Source organism: Vibrio albus, from assembly GCF_003144035.1.
Lineage (GTDB): Bacteria > Pseudomonadota > Gammaproteobacteria > Enterobacterales > Vibrionaceae > Vibrio > Vibrio albus.
Genome location: NZ_QFWT01000006.1, coordinates 43,887 through 64,818, shown reverse-complemented (window position 1 = coordinate 64,818; position 20,932 = coordinate 43,887). Strand labels below are relative to the sequence as shown.

Annotated in this window: 18 protein-coding genes; 10 read left to right on the top strand and 8 right to left on the bottom strand. The window is 46.2% G+C overall.

Annotation, left to right across the window (positions count from 1 at the left end; translation table 11 throughout):
* Position 1 precedes the first annotated feature (1 nt).
* The 3 genes from DI392_RS11790 to ftnA form a co-directional block, all read right to left on the bottom strand.
* On the bottom strand, positions 2-1,189 hold the full coding sequence (locus DI392_RS11790; RefSeq protein ID WP_109320283.1) for a BaiN/RdsA family NAD(P)/FAD-dependent oxidoreductase: 1,188 nt from the start codon (positions 1,187-1,189) through the stop codon (positions 2-4).
* A gap of 296 nt (positions 1,190-1,485) precedes the next feature.
* Positions 1,486-1,809 (bottom strand): universal stress protein UspB, encoded by a 324-nt coding sequence (uspB, locus tag DI392_RS11785; RefSeq protein WP_109320109.1) that lies wholly within the window; start codon positions 1,807-1,809, stop codon positions 1,486-1,488.
* Between the two features lie 82 nt (positions 1,810-1,891).
* The gene (ftnA, locus tag DI392_RS11780) at positions 1,892-2,419 is read right to left on the bottom strand and encodes a non-heme ferritin (RefSeq protein ID WP_109320108.1); all 528 of its coding nucleotides are present in this window, start codon (positions 2,417-2,419) and stop codon (positions 1,892-1,894) included.
* Positions 2,420-2,612: 193 nt separating this feature from the next.
* Here ftnA and uspA point away from each other — a divergent pair, with 193 nt between their 5' ends.
* Together uspA and DI392_RS11770 are read left to right on the top strand one after the other, a co-directional pair.
* On the top strand, positions 2,613-3,041 hold the full coding sequence (uspA, locus tag DI392_RS11775) for a universal stress protein UspA (protein ID WP_109320107.1): 429 nt from the start codon (positions 2,613-2,615) through the stop codon (positions 3,039-3,041).
* 75 nt (positions 3,042-3,116) lie between these two features.
* Entirely contained in the window at positions 3,117-3,995 is an 879-nt protein-coding gene (locus tag DI392_RS11770) for a carboxylate/amino acid/amine transporter (protein WP_109320106.1), read from the top strand.
* A 51-nt stretch (positions 3,996-4,046) separates the two neighbouring features.
* On the opposite strand, the gene DI392_RS11765 is transcribed toward DI392_RS11770, so the two are convergent.
* From DI392_RS11765 to DI392_RS11755, 3 genes are all read right to left on the bottom strand, one after another.
* Positions 4,047-4,442 carry a hypothetical protein gene (locus DI392_RS11765; RefSeq protein WP_109320105.1) on the bottom strand — a complete coding sequence of 132 codons (396 nt, stop codon included), beginning with the start codon at positions 4,440-4,442 and terminating at the stop codon, positions 4,047-4,049.
* Between the two features lie 136 nt (positions 4,443-4,578).
* Positions 4,579-5,358 carry a class I SAM-dependent methyltransferase gene (locus DI392_RS11760; protein WP_109320104.1) on the bottom strand — a complete coding sequence of 260 codons (780 nt, stop codon included), beginning with the start codon at positions 5,356-5,358 and terminating at the stop codon, positions 4,579-4,581.
* 87 nt (positions 5,359-5,445) lie between these two features.
* On the bottom strand, positions 5,446-8,601 hold the full coding sequence (locus DI392_RS11755; protein WP_425445693.1) for an ABC transporter substrate binding protein: 3,156 nt from the start codon (positions 8,599-8,601) through the stop codon (positions 5,446-5,448).
* A 96-nt stretch (positions 8,602-8,697) separates the two neighbouring features.
* Between DI392_RS11755 and asnC the strand changes: the two genes are divergently transcribed.
* Positions 8,698-9,159: a transcriptional regulator AsnC gene (gene asnC / locus DI392_RS11750; protein WP_109320102.1), complete on the top strand. Its 462-nt coding sequence runs from the start codon at positions 8,698-8,700 to the stop codon at positions 9,157-9,159.
* Between the two features lie 132 nt (positions 9,160-9,291).
* Here the strand turns inward: asnC and prlC are convergent, their stop codons facing one another.
* Positions 9,292-11,340 carry an oligopeptidase A gene (prlC, locus tag DI392_RS11745; protein WP_109320101.1) on the bottom strand — a complete coding sequence of 683 codons (2,049 nt, stop codon included), beginning with the start codon at positions 11,338-11,340 and terminating at the stop codon, positions 9,292-9,294.
* Positions 11,341-11,546: 206 nt separating this feature from the next.
* On the opposite strand from prlC, the gene DI392_RS11740 reads away from it, so the two are divergent.
* From DI392_RS11740 to DI392_RS11710, 7 genes are all read left to right on the top strand, one after another.
* Positions 11,547-12,401: a 23S rRNA (adenine(2030)-N(6))-methyltransferase RlmJ gene (locus DI392_RS11740; protein WP_109320100.1), complete on the top strand. Its 855-nt coding sequence runs from the start codon at positions 11,547-11,549 to the stop codon at positions 12,399-12,401.
* Between the two features lie 27 nt (positions 12,402-12,428).
* Positions 12,429-13,781 carry a glutathione-disulfide reductase gene (gorA, locus tag DI392_RS11735; RefSeq protein ID WP_181388413.1) on the top strand — a complete coding sequence of 451 codons (1,353 nt, stop codon included), beginning with the start codon at positions 12,429-12,431 and terminating at the stop codon, positions 13,779-13,781.
* Between the two features lie 360 nt (positions 13,782-14,141).
* Positions 14,142-14,807, top strand: a complete 666-nt coding sequence (locus DI392_RS11730) for a hypothetical protein (protein ID WP_109320098.1) — start codon at positions 14,142-14,144, stop codon at positions 14,805-14,807.
* A 112-nt stretch (positions 14,808-14,919) separates the two neighbouring features.
* Positions 14,920-16,233, top strand: coding sequence for a serine/threonine protein kinase (locus DI392_RS11725; protein WP_109320097.1), 1,314 nt, complete (start codon positions 14,920-14,922; stop codon positions 16,231-16,233).
* A gap of 26 nt (positions 16,234-16,259) precedes the next feature.
* Positions 16,260-17,717 carry a chromosome partitioning protein ParA gene (locus DI392_RS11720; protein ID WP_109320096.1) on the top strand — a complete coding sequence of 486 codons (1,458 nt, stop codon included), beginning with the start codon at positions 16,260-16,262 and terminating at the stop codon, positions 17,715-17,717.
* A gap of 3 nt (positions 17,718-17,720) precedes the next feature.
* On the top strand, positions 17,721-18,299 hold the full coding sequence (locus tag DI392_RS11715; RefSeq protein WP_109320095.1) for an ECF-type sigma factor: 579 nt from the start codon (positions 17,721-17,723) through the stop codon (positions 18,297-18,299).
* Positions 18,300-18,309: 10 nt separating this feature from the next.
* A complete protein-coding gene (locus DI392_RS11710; protein WP_109320094.1) occupies positions 18,310-19,848 on the top strand; it encodes a hypothetical protein in 1,539 nt (512 codons plus the stop codon).
* A 52-nt stretch (positions 19,849-19,900) separates the two neighbouring features.
* Here the strand turns inward: DI392_RS11710 and DI392_RS11705 are convergent, their stop codons facing one another.
* Positions 19,901-20,758: a hypothetical protein gene (locus DI392_RS11705; protein ID WP_109320093.1), complete on the bottom strand. Its 858-nt coding sequence runs from the start codon at positions 20,756-20,758 to the stop codon at positions 19,901-19,903.
* Positions 20,759-20,932 lie beyond the last annotated feature (174 nt).

Genomic DNA, 20,932 nt, shown 5'->3' with positions numbered 1-20,932 from the left:
ATCACACCCTCTGCCCGGCGACGTAGCCGCTGCTCCAGCACCACTGGAAGTTGTAACCTCCCAGCCAGCCGGTGACGTCCAGCACTTCGCCGATAAAATAAAGGCCGGGGATGGTTTTTACTTCCATTGTCTTTGAGGAAATGTAGTCGGTATCCACCCCCCCGAGGGTCACTTCGGCTGTCCGGTAACCTTCGGTGCCGTTCGGTATGATCTGCCAGTGTTGCAGTTGGTGGTCAATCGCCTGAATGTCTTTCGGGTTCAGCTGCTTCAGCGGCTTGTCTGTCAGCTCTTTACGCTCTATCAACACTTCTACCAGCCGCTTAGGCAGCACTCTGGACAAGGTGTTTTTCAGGCTCTGATTCGGATGCTTTTCTCTGGAGTGGGTAAGCAGCTCTTCAATGTCGGTTTCCGGCACCAGATTAATGCTTACCTTCTGCCCCGCCTTCCAGTACGACGAAATCTGTAATACCGAAGGACCGGAAATGCCACGGTGGGTAAACAATAAGGCTTCTTTAAATACTGTTCCGTCTTCTGCAGTAATCTCCGCCGGAATCGCAATCCCGGACAGTTCTGCCAGATGATCTTTGTCTTCTTTATGCAGAGTGAACGGTACCAGCCCCGCGGTGGTCGGCACTACAGATAAACCAAACTGCTCAGCCACTTTATAGCCAAATGGAGTCGCGCCCAATTTAGGCATAGACAAACCACCAGTTGCGATAACCAGTGAGTCACACTCAATCTGCTGGGTATTGGCTGAGAGACGAAAACCGGCTTCAGTCTGTCCGATGGAGTGGACCTCAACCTGATAGCGGAATTCGACCTGCTGTGGATCGCATTCCTGCTGCAGCATCTGCACAATCTCTTTGGCGGAATCCAGACAGAACAACTGGCCATGGTCCCGTTCTTCATACTCAATACCGTATTCAGACACCAGGCCGATAAAATCCCAGTTGCTGTACTGCGATAAAGCCGATTTGACGAAGTGAGGGTTCTGACACAGGTAATTACCGGCAGAAATATCATAGTTGGTGAAGTTACACTTACCGCCACCGGAAATCAGGATCTTACGCCCGGGTCTTTTGGCATGGTCCAGCACCAGAACTTTCCGGCCCCGTTTGCCCGCCTGCGCCGCACACATCAGCCCCGCCGCTCCGGCACCAATCACTACTACATCAACCTTTGTCGTCACAGTTAAATCCACTCTCACTCCGGCATAGCCGGGATTACTATCAGGTATGAGATTAAGGGGTGTTTGTCGAGCAGATGTACGCAGCAGGGATGCTGCGTCCAAGCCTACAGGGATGTATTTACGGCGTTCTGAGCGACAATTAGCCCTTAATATATCAAGGCCTGGAAAATAAAAAGGATGTGCTAACCACGCACATCCCCGCTAATTGAACAGCATTTTAACCATTCATTCTACCATTGCCAATACAGGCATACCCTACTCACAAATCATTAGCACTTATCCCTAAATTACTCGCTTTAAATCAAAATAGCAGCGAGCAATGTGACGCCCAGAAGATTCATAAACAGAATAAACAGACCTCTGACTTTATCGCATTTTTTGATAAACAGAGGATCATGATGATGCATGTACTCACGGCTTCTGATGTAGTGATAAAGGCGAAACTGCTTCACAACATTGCCATGCGTGGTGAAAAAGTCCCTGCCATCGACTTGCTGATATAACAAAGGGTGAGCTTCACGCATAATATAAAGCAACGAACGCAATGCTGTCAGCGCACGCGCCAAGTTAACACTTACCACTACCATCAAAGTGAATAAAACAAGATCGCTACTGATCATCCTCTCCTCCTTACATCTTCAGGAATGCGTGCAGAAAAAGATGAACAGTACGCCTGTTAGGCATGATCTTCGTCTTATCTGCTTACGCGCCGCCAGCATCCATTACTGAAGATGAACCTTCTTTTGCCATTGCTGCCAGATCTTTATCCAGTAAGAACAGAGATTTACCATCCTCACCCACAAGCTCCAGCTTATCTAAAATCCCTTTAAACAACTTCTCTTCTTCATGCTGCTCTGCAACATACCACTGTAAGAAGTTGAAGGTTGAGTAATCCTGCGCGGTGAAAGCAACATGAGCCAGTTTGTTGATCTTTTCCGTGATCATTACTTCGTGGTCATAAGTTTCCTTAAACACTTCACCCAAGCTTTCAAAGTCATGCCTTGGGGCAGCGATTGAACCAAGAATCGGTAACGATCCAGTTTCACTCACATACGTAAACAGGCGCTGCATATGTTCCATTTCTTCTGTGGCATGAGCCCGCAGAAAAGCAGCTGCACCTTCGAAACCTTTATCTTCACACCATGCACTCATTTGTAAGTATAGATTGGATGAATAAAATTCGAGGTTAATTTGATCATTTAGTTGATCAATCATTGCTTGAGATAACATTTTTTCTCCTTGTAAAAGCTTACCAACTTCTGTTTAGCATAAGGTTTTATAAGACTTTTATCAGTAAAATATAGCACCTTTCTATTATGTGAGACGTAGAAAAAGACCGCTCCAGTTATGAGATCATGTATTCAAAAAACTTTCCGATTACCTGCTAATCTTAGTAAAGATACCTCGAAAAGGAGCTAATTCTATGTGTTACAAACATATTCTGGTTGCTGTCGATCTGACTGAAGAAAGTAAAGTGCTTATTCAAAAAGCAGTGGCGCTGGCCAAACCGATTCATGCTGATCTTTCTTTTATCCATATCGATGTGAACTACGCAGAGGTATATACCGGGCTGATCGATATTAACTTGGCCGATACCCAAAACCGGGCAATAGAAGCTTCAAAACAACAGCTACGGGAACTGGCTGACTTTGCCGATTATCCGGTCAAGCATACTATGGTCGGTGCCGGAGATCTGGGATACGAACTGAAAGATGCCATTAAGCAAAAAGAGGTGGATCTCGTCATTTGTGGCCATCATCAGGATTTCTGGAGTAAGCTGCTCTCTTCCACTAAACAACTGCTGAACAGCGTACCGATTGATTTGCTGGTCGTGCCATTAGATAAAGACTAATTGTACATAAACAGGTAGAATGCGGACGTTTTTTATTCATTCGTCAATTAACTTTTTTTAATTTGGTTACCAATCATGTTCTACCTTTCTGCCGTCACCCTGTTATGGGCGTTTTCTTTTAGCCTGATCGGCGTCTACCTTGCCGGTCAGGTTGACTCATGGTTCTCCGTTCTGATGCGCGTTGCGCTTGCTGGCGTAGTCTTTGTCCCTTTCCTGAAATTCCATCAGGTTCCCAAATCACTGATCATCAAACTAATGACGGTTGGAGGCATTCAGCTTGGTCTGATGTACTGTTTCTATTATCAGTCATTCTTATTGCTCTCCGTACCAGAAGTGCTGCTATTTACCGTCTTTACTCCTATTTACGTCACTCTGGTCTACGATCTGCTGAAAGGCCGTTTTTCACCCTGGTATCTGCTCACCGCGGCCATTGCCGTCGCCGGAGCGGTAGTCATCAAATTTTCCGGTATTAATGACAACTTCCTGACCGGATTTCTGGTGGTACAGGGTGCCAACCTCTGCTTTGCCATTGGTCAGGTAGGCTACAAGTACATTATGGAGAAAGAGGACATTTCCCTGCCTCAGCACACCGTATTCGGTTACTTCTACCTCGGTGCATTATGTGTTGCTGTCATTGCTTTTGCTCTGCTGGGTAACCCGGATAAGCTGCCGACAACGGCCCTGCAGTGGGGAATTCTGGTATATCTGGGTCTGATTGCTTCCGGGGTGGGCTACTTCCTGTGGAATAAAGGGGCATGTGTAGTGAATACCGGTGCTTTAGCGGTCATGAATAATGCACTGGTGCCTGCCGGTTTGATCGTCAATATCTTGATTTGGAACCGCGATGTCGATTTGGTGCGTCTTCTGATCGGCGGTAGCATTATCCTTCTGTCACTGATCGTGAACGAAACCCTGGTTAAACAGAAAGTTCGCAGCCAGTATCAGACACGATAAACACACTCTCAGGTAGTGCCTGTCACGGCGCTACCTGACTATCCTCAGCCATTAATGCAAGGCAGCAGGTACGTCAGAATCAGAAAGAAGCTCGGCCGTACCAGTCAAATGCTGCATTTTCACCAGCTTCTGCTCTATCTTAGCCTGACGGCTGGTGGCTTTTCTTAACTGCTTCTCCAGCTTCTTCTGTTTTTTCCCGGCTTTTTTCAGTTTCTTCAGAGACTTTTTCGTTTGATTTGGCTTAGCCATGACGACGTCAGCAGTGGCACCGACATTAGCGGCCTCAGAAATAAAAGGAATGGCTTCCGGCTTGCACAGCACTGATGACTCAGCAGACGTTCTGGCACAGGAACGACACAGGTATCGGGGTTCTTTGACCAGAGAATGTATGGTGCCCAGATTGGCCGCAATATCGTGGCGGTTAAATTTACATAATCGTTTAGCCATGTACAGCTCCAGCTACGTCACAATGAGCTTATGAGATAAATAGAAGTCAATGCAATTAAGAATCATTACTAATTGGATAATACGATAGCTGAACAATTTTTCAAGCAGAAAAACACCACCTGATGAGGGAGAACAGCTAACCCATTGATGCTTTTACATATACATCGAACCGGTTTTTTTTCGTTTCAATCGCCATGGTCGGTTTGCGCCCGGCCAGCCAGTCTGCATAGTCAGGCCGCTTCACAACCACCCTTTTTACGGCCAGCGCAAAGGCCGGCTCCAGCAACGCATCGGCATCCTCATCCGCGCCAACCAGAGACTGAAACACCCGCATTTCTTTCTTCACCAGGGCACTTTTCTTCTTGTTTTCCGGGTGCGGGTACATAGGGTCGAGGTAGACCACATCCGGCCGAACAAATGATGCCTGCTGAGTCAGTTGTTCAAGAGCATCATGGCTTGAGGCGTGCAACAGAGACATTCGCTCAGACACCCATCCACCTATGTCGGGATCCAGCTTCGCGCGCTTCAGACCGTCATCCAGCAAGGCGGCCACCACAGGGTTGCGCTCTATCATTTGTACGTTACAGCCAAGAGAGGCCAGTACGAAGGCATCCCGACCTAAGCCAGCAGTCGCATCCAGCACCGTTGGTGTCGCGCCTTTGTTCAGACCAGCCGCTTTCGCAATCGCCTGTCCTTTTCCACCCCCGAATTTACGCCGGTGCCCGACGGCTCCCCCAACCAAATCCACATAAATGGCCCCCAGTTTGGGCTCATCCAGTTTACGCAGTTCCAGACGTTCTGTTGTCAGTACCAGAGCAAACGGGCTCTGGTCATCATGGCTTAAATGCCACAATGCCGCTATGTCGTCTAAGCGGGGCTGTAAATAACTCTCTTCGCACAGTAACTGTAGCTGCACACTGAACTCCATAAATGAATAATCGTCGACATAAATAATGCCAAAAAGCAGGGTGGGTATTCTAACGGAATGGAGCCGGGTATCCTATCATTCCAGATGATATTGCGTGCCTAAGATCTCATCCACCAGCTCTGCCAGAGGCTTAGGCCGGTTAATCACATACCCCTGAGCATAATCGATCCCAAGCTCGGTCAACCGGCTGATAATGCGCGTATTTTCCACAAACTCTGCAACCGTACGTTTACCCATCTGTTTGACCAGGTCATTAATGGAGCGCACCATGACATAGTCGGTCTGATTGGTATCCATATCCCGGACAAACATGCCATCAATCTTCACAACATCGATAGGCAGTTTTTTCAGGTAGCCGAACGAAGACAACCCGGACCCAAAATCATCCAGAGCGATCAGGCAACCTTTCTTTTTAATCCGGGTAAACAGTTCAACCGCCTGATTGATATTCCCCATCGCCGCCGTTTCTGTCACTTCAATACACAGTTTCTCACTGGGAACCGAACTTTCATCAATGGCATTGAGCAGAAAACGGACGAAATCCCGGTTCCCTATCGTCTGACCGGACAGGTTAATCGAACAGAAAGATAACTGTTCGACAGCCTGTGGGTGTGCTTCGAGCCAGGCCAGCGTTTTTGTCACCACGGCCCGGTCAATCAGGTGAGCGATATTGTATTTCTCAGAGGCCGGCATAAAGATCCCCGGTGAAATATACTCGCCTTCCGGGTTACGGATCCGCACCAGAATTTCAAAATGGAGTTTTGGCTGACCATCTTCATCATTTAAATCAAGGATCTGCTGGGCAAACAGCTCCAGCCGGTCATTCGCCAGAGCCTCATGGACCAGGCTGACACTTTCCATTTCCTGCTGCCGCTGACGCAGGTCGGCATCATCAACGTGATACACATGATAGCGATTACGTCCTTCATCTTTCGCCGCATGGCAGGCGGTGTCGGCTTGAGCATGCACCATCTGAGGAGAATCTGCCGTATGATCAATCAGGCGGATACCGATTGAACAGGTAATATTCAGTGTAATATTTCCCCAGGTAAACGCACTGGTACTCAACACCTGAATGATCGCTGTGGCAATCTTCTGAGCCCCTATCTCATTACAGTCTCTCAGCAGTACCGCAAACTCATCCCCGCCCATACGGGCCAGGGTCGCACTGTAAGGTAACTCTTGCTCTACCAGGGCTGCTGCGAATTTTATCGCGGCATCCCCCGCTTCATGACCGGCAGTATCATTCAGGACTTTCAACTGGTCGAGGTCCAGATACAGCATCGCGTGGGTTCGCATATGCCCTTCAACTTCCCGCAGAGATTTCTCCAGCTCTAGCTCAAAATGGTTACGGTTAAAGGCTTCCGTCAACTGATCGTAACGGGCCTGATACTCCAGTTGTTCGGTCAGTGAACGTATCTCAGTAATATCTTCTCCCACCACCAGTAACTGGCCATCTTCACCAATAGGCCGTACATTCTCCCGAATCCAGAGAGACTGCCCGTCTTTATGCCGGTAACGAATTTCTCTTCGCCACACACTCTTTGCATTTTGCTGAGGCTGAATCAGCAGTTGTCTGGCCGGAAGCGACGTCTCATCGACATAAAAATCCCGCAGCCGATGCCCGAGTAACGCCATGTTATTATACCCCAGCAGCTCTTCTGCGAACTGGTTAACCGCCTGAATCCGGTTGTTATCATCCAGCGTCAGCATCATCACCGGTTGCTGATCATAATACGTTCGCAGCGTCGCTTCTCTCTCTACCAGCTTTTGCTGCGTTAATACTCTGGTCGTAATATCGCTGGCTTCAAACATATACTGAGACAGTTTACCGGCTTCCGAAGGCAGCGGACTCAATACCACATCCAGCAGCATACAGCCATGAGTTGAAGACAGAATTTCCAGTTCGAAGCGCTCGACTAACTGCATGTCTGTCGATTCAAAATAATGGCGCAAACGCCGAGCCGCTTCTTTTTCCAGTGCATGGTGTCGCCAGAAAGGCAGCTCCGGCTCAAATTCCTTTCCGGATATCAATTCCTGAAGGCGGGGGTTACTCAGTTTAACCCGTCCGAACGAGTCCAGAATCCCGACAAACTGGTGGCTCCTATCAAGCATGGATTCCAACAAAATCTGGTTGTGCTTGGCCTTATTTTCACTCGCATACAACCGCCTCAAATAATACCCTAACACCAGAATAATGACCGCCATCATCAGTATTAAACTCAATGCCAGGCGCAGAGTGCTCCCGTACCTTTCTGTCAGTGACTGTGGTTTATTCAACAGGGTGACCGACTCTTCCAGTGGGACAGTCAGATTCCACTGGCTGATAGCCGTATAATCAAGCACGGTTTTCGGGGTGCCATTTCGAACCGGTGGTAACGGTGCAGAAGGATTTCCGAGGATTTCCCGCAACATATGTGCAGCGGTTTCGCCCTGCCCACGCGCGCTCTGTATTACTCCCCCTACGGCACCATAGCCCATCCCTGAATCATGCGTCAGATATACCGGAGAGGCGGCAGACTCAGCGACACGCTTCCAAATATTGAGACGGGCTGGCTTCCCTTCCCTGTCACGATAATAGCCCCAGAACAAAATCGCCGTGTTTATTCCGTCCGACTCCGATACGCGCTCCAGCAGTTCGTCATAGGATTCAGGAACCATATGTTCAATCTGAACGCTCAGATTCGTGTGGTTTTGGATAAACCGATCTATCTGATCACGCACCGCATACCCCGTCACGGAATAATCGCTGATAATAGTGACACGCTTTGCCTGCGGCTGAACACGCTGAATTAAAGCCAGGTTCTCTTCAAGATCGATATTGGAACTGACTCCGGTTGCCCTTAACGCCTTGTGCATATCTGGCTGATAGCCATTGATGCCACTAAAAATGACCGGTGTATCGCCAAGTAAATCACCCAGACGGTTCATCAAGTTCAGTGCATTATTATCGCTGACCACAACAGCCTCAAACTGCTCTTCTTCCAACTTGGCGTGGTAAAGCCGATAGAGTTGCCGGAGATATTCCGGAGTTTGATCCCGTTTGGTATCCAGATAGAGAGCACGATAGGTAATGCCTTGTCCATTCAGGTCGTGAGACAGACCAGCCTGAAACTCATCTGTCCAGGAAAACCCCTGATGGTAAGAGTGCACAACCAACACATCTTTACTGCTTTTAGCTGGTGCGGCCACGCTCCATAAAAGAAGAAAAATAACAATCAGTTGTCGCAAAACAGAAGTCTCATGGGAATATGGGGATTTAATAGTATCATTCATGCTGATTAAATATACTATTTATATATTACTGTTTAAAATCGGATGTTTTTTATGCATACCTCTGCTCGTCTGGATGATCTCGACCGCGCCATTTTAAAGACCCTGATGGAAGATGCCCGTCGCCCATACGCTGAAATGGCCAAGCAGTTCGACGTCAGCCCGGCGACCATTCACGTCCGGATAGAAAAAATGAAAGCCGCTGAGATTATCGAAGGCACGGAAGTGATCGTGAATCCGAAAAAACTCGGCTACGATGTCTGTTGTTTTATTGGTATCAACCTGAATGCCGCCCGGGATTACCACTCCGCACTGGAGAAACTGAATGCCTTAGATGAAGTCGTCGAGGCGTACTACACAACCGGTGCCTATAATATCTTCGTCAAACTGATGTGCAAAAACATTGAAGAACTGCAGTATGTGCTGATAGACAAGCTACAGGCGATTGATGAGGTGCAATCTACCGAGACTCTGATATCGCTACAGAACCCGATAAACCGGAATGTGGAACCATAAAAATACCTAAGAAGCTAGACCACTTCGTTCCTAGAAACTAGAGACTATAAAAGAAGCTCGCAATGTAGGCTTTTATAGTCTCTAAAAGCGCAGCGATCTAGTTTCTGAAAGGTCTACCGCGCATCAATAATCTTACTGAATCTCAATCCCCGAATGTCTCAGCAGCGCATCGATTTCCGGTTCACGACCGCGGAAACGTTTAAACAGCTCCATCGGCTCTTCACTGCCCCCCATTTCCAGAATATGGGTCAGGAAGCTCTGGCCGGTTTCCGCATTAAAGATACCTTCTTCCTCAAAGCGGGAGAACGCATCTGATGACAGCACTTCCGCCCACAGGTAACTGTAGTAACCCGCGCTGTAGCCACCGGCAAAGATATGACTGAACGAATGCGAGAAACGGTTCCATTCCACACTTGGCAAGACCGCCACTTTTTTCTTCACTTCTGCCAGCGTTTCCAGAATGCGGGCACCCACATCCGGATCATATTCCGTATGCAGAGTGAAATCGAACAGGCCGAATTCCAGCTGACGCAAAATAAACATCGCTGACTGGAAGTTCTTCGCCGCCAGCATTTTATCCAGCATTTCAGATGGCAAAGGCTCGCCTGTTTCATAGTGACCAGAGATAAACTGCAATGCATCCTCTTCCCAGCACCAGTTTTCCAGGAACTGGCTCGGCAGCTCTACCGCATCCCACGGTACACCATTAATGCCGGAAACAGCAGAGACATCCACCTGAGTCAGCATATGGTGAATACCATGGCCAAACTCGTGGAACAGCGTCGTGACTTCATCATGAGTAAACAGCGCAGGCTTATCGCCGACCGGTTTGTTGAAGTTACAGGTCAGATACGCCACCGGCGTTTGCAAATCACCGGACTGAGTGACGCGACGCACGCGACATTCGTCCATCCAGGCACCGCCGCGCTTATGCTCTCGGGCATACAGGTCAAGGTAGAAACTACCACGCAGCTCATCGTCTGCATCAAAGATATCGAAAAATCGTACCGACTCGTGCCAGACATCCACACCTTCTTTGCGCTCTTCCACCCGCATGTTAAATACACGCTTCAGCACTTCAAACAAACCGTTGATCACTTTTTCTTCCGGGAAATACGGGCGCAGCTCTTCAGCGGAAATCTTGAACAGATGCTGCTTCTGTTTTTCGCTGTAATAAGAGATATCCCACAGATTCAGTTCGGTTACACCATACTCTTCCTGTACAAACTCACGCAGTTCCTGAACTTCACGTTCACCCTGAGGCTTGGCTTTCGCAGCCAGATCATTCAGGAAGCTCAGTACCTGGGTGGGCTCTTCCGCCATCTTGGTGGCCAGCGATTTCTCACTGTAGGTATTGAAACCCAGCATACGAGACAGCTCGTGACGCAGCTTCAGCTGCTCGACCATGATCTCGCTGTTATCCCATTTACCGGCATTCGGACCACGATCCGAAGCTCGGGTTACATACGCCTCGTACATTTCACGGCGTAGCTCCTGATTATCACAGTAGGTCAGCACCGGAAGGTAAGAAGGAATATCCAGCGTCAGTAACCAGCCATCCAGCTCTTTGGCTTCGGCCGCTGCTTTCGCAGCTGCAATGGCACTGTCCGGCATACCGGCCAAATCGGCTTCATCGGTAATCTGCTTGGTCCAGCCCATTGTCGCATCCAGCACATTGTTGGAAAACTGGGAGCTAAGCTCCGACATGCGTTTGCTGATCTCACCATAACGATGCTGCTCATCCGCTGGCAGGCCGATACCCGACAATTCAAAATCACGCAGCGCATCGGTAATGCTCTTTTTCTGGGCTTGCGTCAGCGTGGCAAACTCATCACTCGCTTTGATCGCTTTATAGGCTTCATACAGCCCCTTATGCTGACCAACCCAGGTGCCATATTCCGACAACAGGGGCAGGCAGCTTTCATAGGCTTCCCGCAACTCCTGAGAGTTCATCACGGAGTTCATATGGCTGACCGGAGACCAGATCTGACCCAGCCGGTCATCCACTTCTGCCAGCGGCGCGCAGATACTTTCCCAGCTTGGAGCATCATTGCCATGCAGCACTTTTTCAACTTCGACCCGGCAGTCCGCGATAGCCTGCTCTACGGCCGGTTTTACATGTTCCGGCCTGATACGAGAAAAAGGAGGCAAATCGGTAAATGTCAGAAGTGGGTTGGTCATAGCATGATTCCTTTATTGATTCGTTATAGTCAGGGCGTGCTGATATGCCGAGTTCGTTATTGCAATACTCTCTATCCCCATATACGACTATAAATGTAGGCTGAATATCAGAATTTCAATAGTCCGTTCGTCTGACTTATACCTGTCTATGGGTATATAATAACCTTAACTCAAATTCATCTTTCACACACCCCGAGAGAATCGCCTTGTTAAGTTACCGACACAGCTTTCACGCTGGTAACCACGCAGACGTGGTTAAGCATATCGTCCAGAGCCTGATCCTGGATGCCCTGAAACAAAAAGACAAACCATTTGTGTATCACGATACCCATTCAGGCGTAGGCCGCTACGACCTGACCCATGAATGGTCGGAAAAGACCAGCGAATACAAGCTGGGAATCGGCAAACTATGGGAAAAAACGGCCGCAACAGAGGCTGCGCTGCCTGAAGAGCTGAACAGCTATCTGGATGCTGTCCGTTGCCTGAATCAGGATAACACGCTGCGTTATTATCCCGGCTCACCACGTGTGGCCCGGGCACAACTCCGTCAGCAGGATCGCATGGTGCTGACCGAACTGCACCCAAGTGATTACCCTTTGTTGGAACAGGAATTCCACCGTGACCGTCAGGTAAGAATTTACAAAGAAGACGGCTTCCAGCGGCTGAAAGCCAGCCTGCCACCGAAAGAGCGCCGGGGGCTGGTCCTGATTGATCCGCCTTATGAGCTGGCCCGCGAGCACCGCGATGTCGTCACCGCCATTGCCCACAGCCACAAACGCTGGGCAACCGGGATTTATGCTATCTGGTATCCAGTGGTTAACCGCTGCGATATTGACGATATGATTGATGGACTAGCGTCACTCGGCATTCGTAAAATCCTGCAAATCGAGTTGGGTGTCACTCCGGATACCAACGAACGAGGGATGACAGCGTCTGGCATGATTGTGATAAATCCACCGTGGAAACTGGAAAGTCAGATGAAAACAGTGCTGCCTTTTCTTAAGGAAACCATTGCACCGGCCACCGGACACTATAAAGTAGAGTGGATAGTGCCTGAATAAAGACACATAAGAATAATGGAGAAAGTAATGACAACACATTTTGATTATATCTGTATCGGGGGCGGCAGTGGCGGTATTGCTTCTGCCAACCGTGCTGCAATGCGTGGTGCTCAAGTTGCACTGATCGAAGCCAACGAACTGGGCGGCACCTGCGTTAACGTCGGTTGTGTACCGAAAAAAGTCATGTGGCACGGTGCTCAAATTGCCGAAGCCATTAAATTATACTCTGGAGATTACGGCTTCGACGTCGACCTGAAATCGTTCAACTGGCGGAAACTTGTGGAAAGCCGCGAAGCCTATATTAAACGTATCCACGAATCATACAACCGGGTATTAGGCAACAATAAGATCCGTGTTATCAAAGGGTTTGCTAAGTTTGTCGACAACAAAACAGTGGAAGTAAACGGCGAGCAATACACCGCCGATCATATCCTGATTGCCACTGGTGGTCGTCCAACCATCCCGAACATTCCGGGCGCGGAATACGGTATCGACTCCAACGGCTTCTTCGAGCTCAACGAACAGCCGGGCCGGGTCGCTGTCGTGGGAGCCGGTTATATCGCCGTAGAGATCGCAGGCGTGCTGAATGCCCTTGGCTGCGAAACACACCTGTTCGTGCGTAAAGGCTCCAAACTGCGTACGTTCGATCCGATGATCATCCAGACGTTGCATGAAGTGATGGATGCAGAAGGGCCAAAAGTACACACCCACTCCGTACCGCAGAAAGTGGAAAAAGAGGCGGACGGCTCTCTGACGCTGTACCATGAAAACGGCACCGCTCACAATGTCGATACCATTATCTGGGCCATCGGCCGTAACCCGGCAACCGATGCCCTGAACCTGAAAGCAGCAGGTGTGGAAACCGATGAACGCGGCTACGTGAAAGTGGACGAATACCAGCAAACGACCGCAGAAGGTGTGTACTGTGTAGGTGATATTATGCAGGGTGGTATTGAGCTGACTCCGGTAGCCGTTAAAGCCGGACGCCTGCTGTCCGAGCGTCTGTTTAACAACATGACCGATGCGAAAATGGATTACGATCTGGTGCCGACCGTAGTCTTCAGCCACCCGCCAATCGGCACTATCGGTCTGACCGAACCGGCCGCGAAAGAGAAATACGGCGAAGAAAACATCAAAGTGTACACTTCAGGTTTCACCGCCATGTATACCGCGGTTACCAAGCACCGCCAGCCATGCAAAATGAAACTGGTCTGTCTGGGTGAAGACGAAAAAGTCATCGGCCTGCACGGCATCGGCTTCGCGGTAGACGAAATGATCCAAGGCTTTGCCGTTGCCATGAAAATGGGCGCTACCAAAGCCGACTTCGACTCGGTCGTCGCGATCCACCCGACAGGCTCGGAAGAGTGGGTTACCATGTAGGTTGCTATAGCATAGAGCAACAATACCACAACTCTCCTTCCCTCATTAGGACATCAGCTTGAATGAGGGAAGTCTCTCTTATCTCCATCAGATAATTTTCTTCACAAACTCATCGAAAATTTTACGGTTTTTCCACAAAAACACGTGTCTTTTCCTAAGCCTGCCCCGCAGTTAAAGTCAAGGAAACTATAACTCTCTGTTAAACAAAAAGAGTTCTCGCAATGAAAATCTGTAATAAGGTCAAAATATTACGCTCTTTGGCTATGACTAAATCTCCAGACAAAAAATAACCATATAAGCATCAGTGCAAAATAAGACCTTATATAAATACGTTATTTCAAAACATGAAGGAGTTTTGTCATGGCTGATAATACGGCACCAATGCCTATCGATAAGGATACGGTAGAAACGAAATACTATCGTTGGTGGCTGGAAATTTGTAAACTCGTTAATCCCAACAAGCGACAGAGCTTACGCTGTGCTATCAGCATCATCGAAGCCTATCGCTGCGATATGATGTATCTGCACTTATGGACTACGTATAGGCATGCCTCCAAACAAGAAAATTTCGATCGCCAGCAGTGGACAGAGAAATATATAAATGCTCTAGACCGTTATATGGAACGGGATAAAAAGCGTATCCACAGGATCGCTGCACACTGCCCTAATATGCTGATCTGCATCGCAGGGGTTATTAATGGTGTCCGCCGTTCCACAAATATCAATGGAACGGTGAGAACCATTCTGCTGCTGGATATCATTGACGGGACAAATATTGATCTGATATCTGAACTGGAAATGAGCCATATTCGTTGTGTACAAAAATCACACTCGGTCTATCTGCCACTAAAAGAACCGGAAATCTATTCCATTGTATCCATTGTGGATAACCTGCTAAAACTACAACCATCCCTGCATAAAACAATCGAAGAAAAGTATCTGAAGACAAGCTACTTAGTTGCCCGTACCCTAGGGGTTAAGATTGATATTGAACAACGTCAACTCCCCCATCATTTACCTGCCTGAAAAGTCTATTCACATAATTAACATTTATGATCTTGACCCCAAAAATAAAAAAACATACATTAGTTATGGTTAATAAACTCACGTAAATACATACAACTTATAAATGGTTATAATGGCTTCTTCTTCGTCCGCCAGTGATAGTTTTACTCAAATTTACTATGAATTACTCGATCTATCGGCCGATAAACAACAAGCCCTTTTGACAAAAATTAAATCAGATAACCCAGACCTTTATTTTTCCCTCTCCGACCACTTGAAAAGTGATGATAGTTTTAATTTTTCCAACCTAATCGGTTTTCATGCTGAACAACTAATGAAATATTCTGATGTCACTGATTTATCAGGAAAAATAATAGACAAGTATCAAATAACAACCGAGCTTGGCCGAGGAGGAGTGGGCGTAGTCTATGAAGCTGAACGGGCTGATAAAACGTTTCAGCAAAAACTGGCTATAAAGTTTATAAGACCCTCTCTGACTGAAATAGTAGGTACGGATTTCCTCTATTTAGAAGCCCAGCTTCTGGCAAAACTTAACCATCCGTTTATAGCAAAAGTATTTGATGGTGGCAGACATCATGAGCTGATTTTCATTACTATGGAGAAAATCGAAGGGCACACATTAGCAGATCAAGAAAAAACTTCTAACTTAACCTTAAAAGAAAAAATTGAGCTATTTATTAAAATATGTGAGGCCATTGAACATGCCCATAGAAATGGGGTTCTTCATGCTGACATCAAGCCAGAAAACATCATTATTGACGAAAAAGGTAACCCCAAGGTTCTGGATTTCAATATTACCCAGCGCATAAAATCAATACCGATGAACCTCGACACTGGGTTACTGGCATTCAGCAAAGAATTCGCCAGCCCGGAACAAGTTGCCGGACAATATTTGGATAACAGTAGTGATGTGTATTCATTAGGGAAATTACTTAATTATCTGCTGCCGGACTTCCGTGCAGATAAAGATATATTTCGAGTAATCAATAAGGCCTGCTCTATCAACCCAGAGCATAGGTACTCATCCGTGCAAATGATGATAGATGATGTGCACAATATTCTTACGTTCCGTCCAATCAGTATGCGTAAGAATGAATCATTTTATGTGCTTAAACGCTTCGCTCAGCGAAAGCCTTTCCATACTATCGCTATCTTCTCACTGGTTCTGGCCATTTCTCTTTTTTCCGGATTACTGGTTCAAAAGAATCATCAACTCAGTAAAGAAAAAGCTATCGCTGAAAATATGATGTTCGAGATGACCCAACTGCTCTATCACAGCAAAGGTGATGTTGATAAAGAGATGTCCGTTCAGGCCATGCTGGAACTTACCCGGAGACGCATACTCTCCTCTCCCGACCTGCCTGGTGACATGAAACAAAAGATATTACTGGCGATGATGACTCCCATCCCAGATAGAAACCAATAAAAAACGACAAATAGGTTAAAACTGATATGGATATCGACATAAAAACAGCCATAATTCTCTGCATGCTTAGTCTGTCGCTTCCCTGTTTATCAGCCCCCAAAACCGGGTACTTTATTGATGCTCCAGTAACCGGTCTCCATTATAAAACCAGTTCAGATTTACAAGGGACGACTCATAAAGGAGCCTACCAATATAACGATGGTGATATCGTTACCTTCTACCTTGGTAATGATGATTCTTCAATGGTACTGGCCTCTATTTCCAGCCAGGAACTGATAACACCGACTCTGGCAACAACAACGCCAAGCAGGAGTATCAATATGACCCGGCTACTGCTCTCTCTGGATAGTAGCCCGGAAAACCCGGATGAAATACTGCTAACCAGCAAAGTCCTTTCTAAGCCCGAGTTCCAGAAAAAACTTAAAAAAATAGATCTGAGTGCTTTAGATAACTACAAGACAACACTTGGGCTCAATTTAGTATCAGCGGCAGAAGCAGCCCGACACTTGAGTCAGAGTCAGAGGTTTATTGAGGAAAACTTCACTTCAGATAAGATCATTCTACGCCCGTTAAATACGGTCCTGGTAGAAGATAGCATTGCCAGAAGGGACTGGCGAGGCAACCTGTGCTTTTTCGACGTCTCCCGTATTGATGAACCAGATTATTACGGGCCAATTGGCCGACTGAAATACAAGCTGACTCCAACCGGGATTTTTACCTATCCCAGTATAGGTGATTATTTTGGCAGCGACGATGGTTCAGTGTCTTCATGCGAACTCAACACAAAAGAAAGTTTCAGCACACAGGAGTTTGAAGCTGTTCCTGATTACGAAAAGTGGGGAGGAATACTGGCCTGCGCTAAGCGAGGTTGTACTCGCAACGATCTAAATGGCTTTTCGGTTGATGAACATGACGATATAGAAGAGTGGAAATACCGCACCATCGCGATGAACTATGATCAAAAAACCGGCATCTTTATGCAAAAGACTCAGGGGTTGGGCCCAAATAAAAATGTTCACCATTTAAACCGCAGTGAAAAAATGTGGTTTACCAGCTCTGACGCTCGGATGGACAATATAAACTTAGCCGGCATATGGCAACTGAAGGATTACCACCCAGAAGGGGATATCCAGTACGCCTGTCTGCTGATAATGCATGGCTCGGTTTTCCGTACCTCTTCAGATAGCCATCACTGCCCTAAAACCCTATCCTTATACACGGAAGATGTTAGCCAGTCATTTGCAGATATGTGGTGGTTGCATTCAGGGAAAAACACAGCATCACTGGCTCAACTGAACACTCCAGTCAAATGGCATACCAGTGACGGAAAAACCAAATACACCAGTTGGGAATACCTTCCTGCCGGCGATATGTGGGATAAAGGATTGCTGTATCGCTTACAACAAAGACTCAAAATGAATCGTAGCGGTGTGCAAAAAGCTGAAACCATCCGAATTTCCGAACTAAAAAAAATAGAGAGGTAAGTTATGGCTATACAAGGAAACAGTAGTGAACTTACACAAATCATCCATGGTTGGCAACAAGGCGATAAACAGGCAGAGCAACAATTGTACCTTTTCGCTTATCAGAAATTACGTGATATCGCCCAGAGAGAGCGAAAACGCAGTGCAGAGAAATTTGGCACCAACAATGACGTGCTGCTAAATAGTGCCAACAACACCACAGCGCTGATCCATGAAGCCTATATTAAACTCTCCAGCTCTGGGCTGGACCTGGTTAAGAACCGCCGTCAATTTTATTTGATGGCAGCGAAAGTGATGCGCCAGATACTGATCGATAATGCCCGTGCAATGCAGGCTCAAAAGCGTCAGCCCGTCAATGAAATCCAGAACGAAGAAATGATCTATATCGACCAGCTTCTGAGCATAGAGAAAGCACTGGATAATTTCAGTGTTCGCTATCCCAGACAGTCTGACGTGATAAAACTAAAGTACTTTATGGGGTTATCGAATAAAGAAATAAGCTCTCTGATGGATTGTAGCAACAGCCTGATAGAAAAAGATCTGAAATTTTCCAGGTCTTGGCTAAGAACAAGAGTAATGTAAGGGTTCAAGGATGAAAAAGCTTACCTTTGCACTCCCGATATTAGTGATTATTGGCGCTATATTTACATTCACCATGGAGGGGAATGTGAATGCAAATAGTACAGAAGATATTAACTCAGCTACCTCTACGATCGCACAAGCAGGTGCTTCCACGTTAGCCAAGAAGGAACAGCACGCTCCAAAAGTTAATCGGCAAGTATTTGTTTTATCTGCTGACAAAAAAGAAAGCGCACCGCTAATTGAGCACCAGCCGAACCACTCAGTAAAGCCTAATACACAACAAAAAACAGAAAACACAACAGCACCTGTTTCTGTTAAGACACAAATAGTCTCCGAACAAGAGGACGAATACAGCACAAACAGCAAACCTATCATTAACGTCAGTGTTCAACAAAGCCTGCAGAATATAATCTATGGGTGGGAGCTGACGGAAGGAAATCCTGCAAATCAATCGCTAGATTTCAGTGGACTGTTCAGCGATGATGAAAATGACCTTCTCTCCTATTCTGCTTATATCACTACCGATACCATTAAGGTAAATACCCTGCTAGACAGCATTCAACTGAGTGGCTCTGTTCCGGATCCAGAAGAGGGTGGTAGTGCCGTCATCTTGCAGATTGGAGCGAAAGATCATTTCCATGATGACGAAGAAACACCCTGGACCATAGCTCAATTCAACCTCCCTTTTATTGAAAGAGCAGAAGATGAAAACAGCCACCCTCTGGTTGGCCAAACCTTGTACTATATAAACACTTCCAATCAACTTGGAAATAAGCAATACAGCTACCAAGTGGCCTACTGCCAAGCCCTATTGTTTATCAATGGCTCGATGTTCTTCGCTGCTTCCAAGAATAAAATCAACTGCCCGGATAAAAGCCAGTTGAAAAATATAGGTACATATAGCATCAATGAAGATACGTTGATTGCCACCAATACTCAGGAGCAAAACAGCCAAACATGGACCATCAAACACAAAAAAATATATGATGAACAACATACAGACATACTGGCAACCGTAACACAATCGTCTTCGTCTGACACCTACCTGTTACAAAGTAGAAAAAATGATGCAGAACAGAGGTTGTTCCCAACGAGAAAACAGCAATTACTGCCTTATTACTATCCCATCGCTACAAATCAATACGCTCAGTACAATATAGGTCTGCATTTGGACCACTATACTTACATACAGAGCCCAAATGGAGAATATTACGATGCCGATATTAATTTTTATCTACCCGGCACAAACATCAGCTGCGGAATGATCGAACCCTACTTCGAAAGCTTTACTATCGCTGGTATAGATATCTATGGCGATCTGATAACCACAGCCGGTAAGCCAGGAAATTCGGCCTGCTTTGAATATCAAACACTCAGCCACCCTCAAAGTGTATTTATTGATTTTAATTTCGAAGAAATGACCGAGTTAATCGATGGTGAAATATACTCTATTGTAGGAAAAATTAAGCCTCAATACAGAAACAAATGGGAAGATATAAAATTTAATGCTTACTGGAATGAGGACAACAATATATTTTCTCTTGATTAAGTTCAGAGAATAGATCATATCAACTGCCTAAAAAGACAGTTGATATATTGGGTTAAAAGCTCCATAAAGCCTGTAGACCAGTACTGAACCCATAGGTGTCAGACTCTGGTAATACAGCCAAAGCTGATACGAGGTTATTACTGCTATCTCTATAAGTAACGGACTCAGAGTCTGACTCAAACCGTTTTTCATATTTCATATTAATATACCACCCCAAATACAGCCCTTTTATCATTTCATAACTAATATTACCTTCCAGCATCGTATGATAACCAAAATAGCTAAAATCTCCACCAGACAACCGAGTATTTTCAGTACAACTCCAGACAGGAATCCCGGCAACAAATTTAAAACTGGTTCGAAGTTTATTATCTCCTGATAATGAGCCATTATCATAACTCACTCCAGCATCCAAGGTGACATCGGTTGAAGACTCTTTCCATGTAGAGCCTTCCAGAAAAACAGGGTTGTTATAACCATTAATTCCTCTGAGGTCAGAACGGGTATAACTCTGATACCGGAACGAAGAGCCCACTAAAATACGCCACTCTGGTGTATACTTATAGTGAAGTAATACTCTAGTTTCAGCATTTGAGTAATCATAACTGTTTTCCTGCATCAGGGCACCAGACGAATCTTTCCACGCTTCCGTAGACTCACTGGGAGAAAATGTCGCCATCGCATCCATAGAAAAATCAAACTTGTCATTTACGTGAAATAAACCACCGGTATTGAGTATAGGGCTAGTCGTTGTTACAGAAGACGTTATACCGCTATAACTTTCCTCATACGTCACATTCTCCATACCAACCGTAAAGTACGAATAGCCATAATCCTCTTCTATCTCATAAGATTGAGCTACAGACGAAAAGAAAAGCACTAAAACTATAACCTTTGATATTTTACTCATAAAAAGAAACACTTTAGTTAAAGTTGAAAATTAGATAAAAATTGTTACTTAATAATAAAGTCATTGGAAGAAAAATAATTTATATAAATTGAAAAATAATTTATGGTTTTTACTCTGAATTACGTGCATTGCATACTTAATACTTGGTCGGTATTTTCACTTATAAGGTTAACA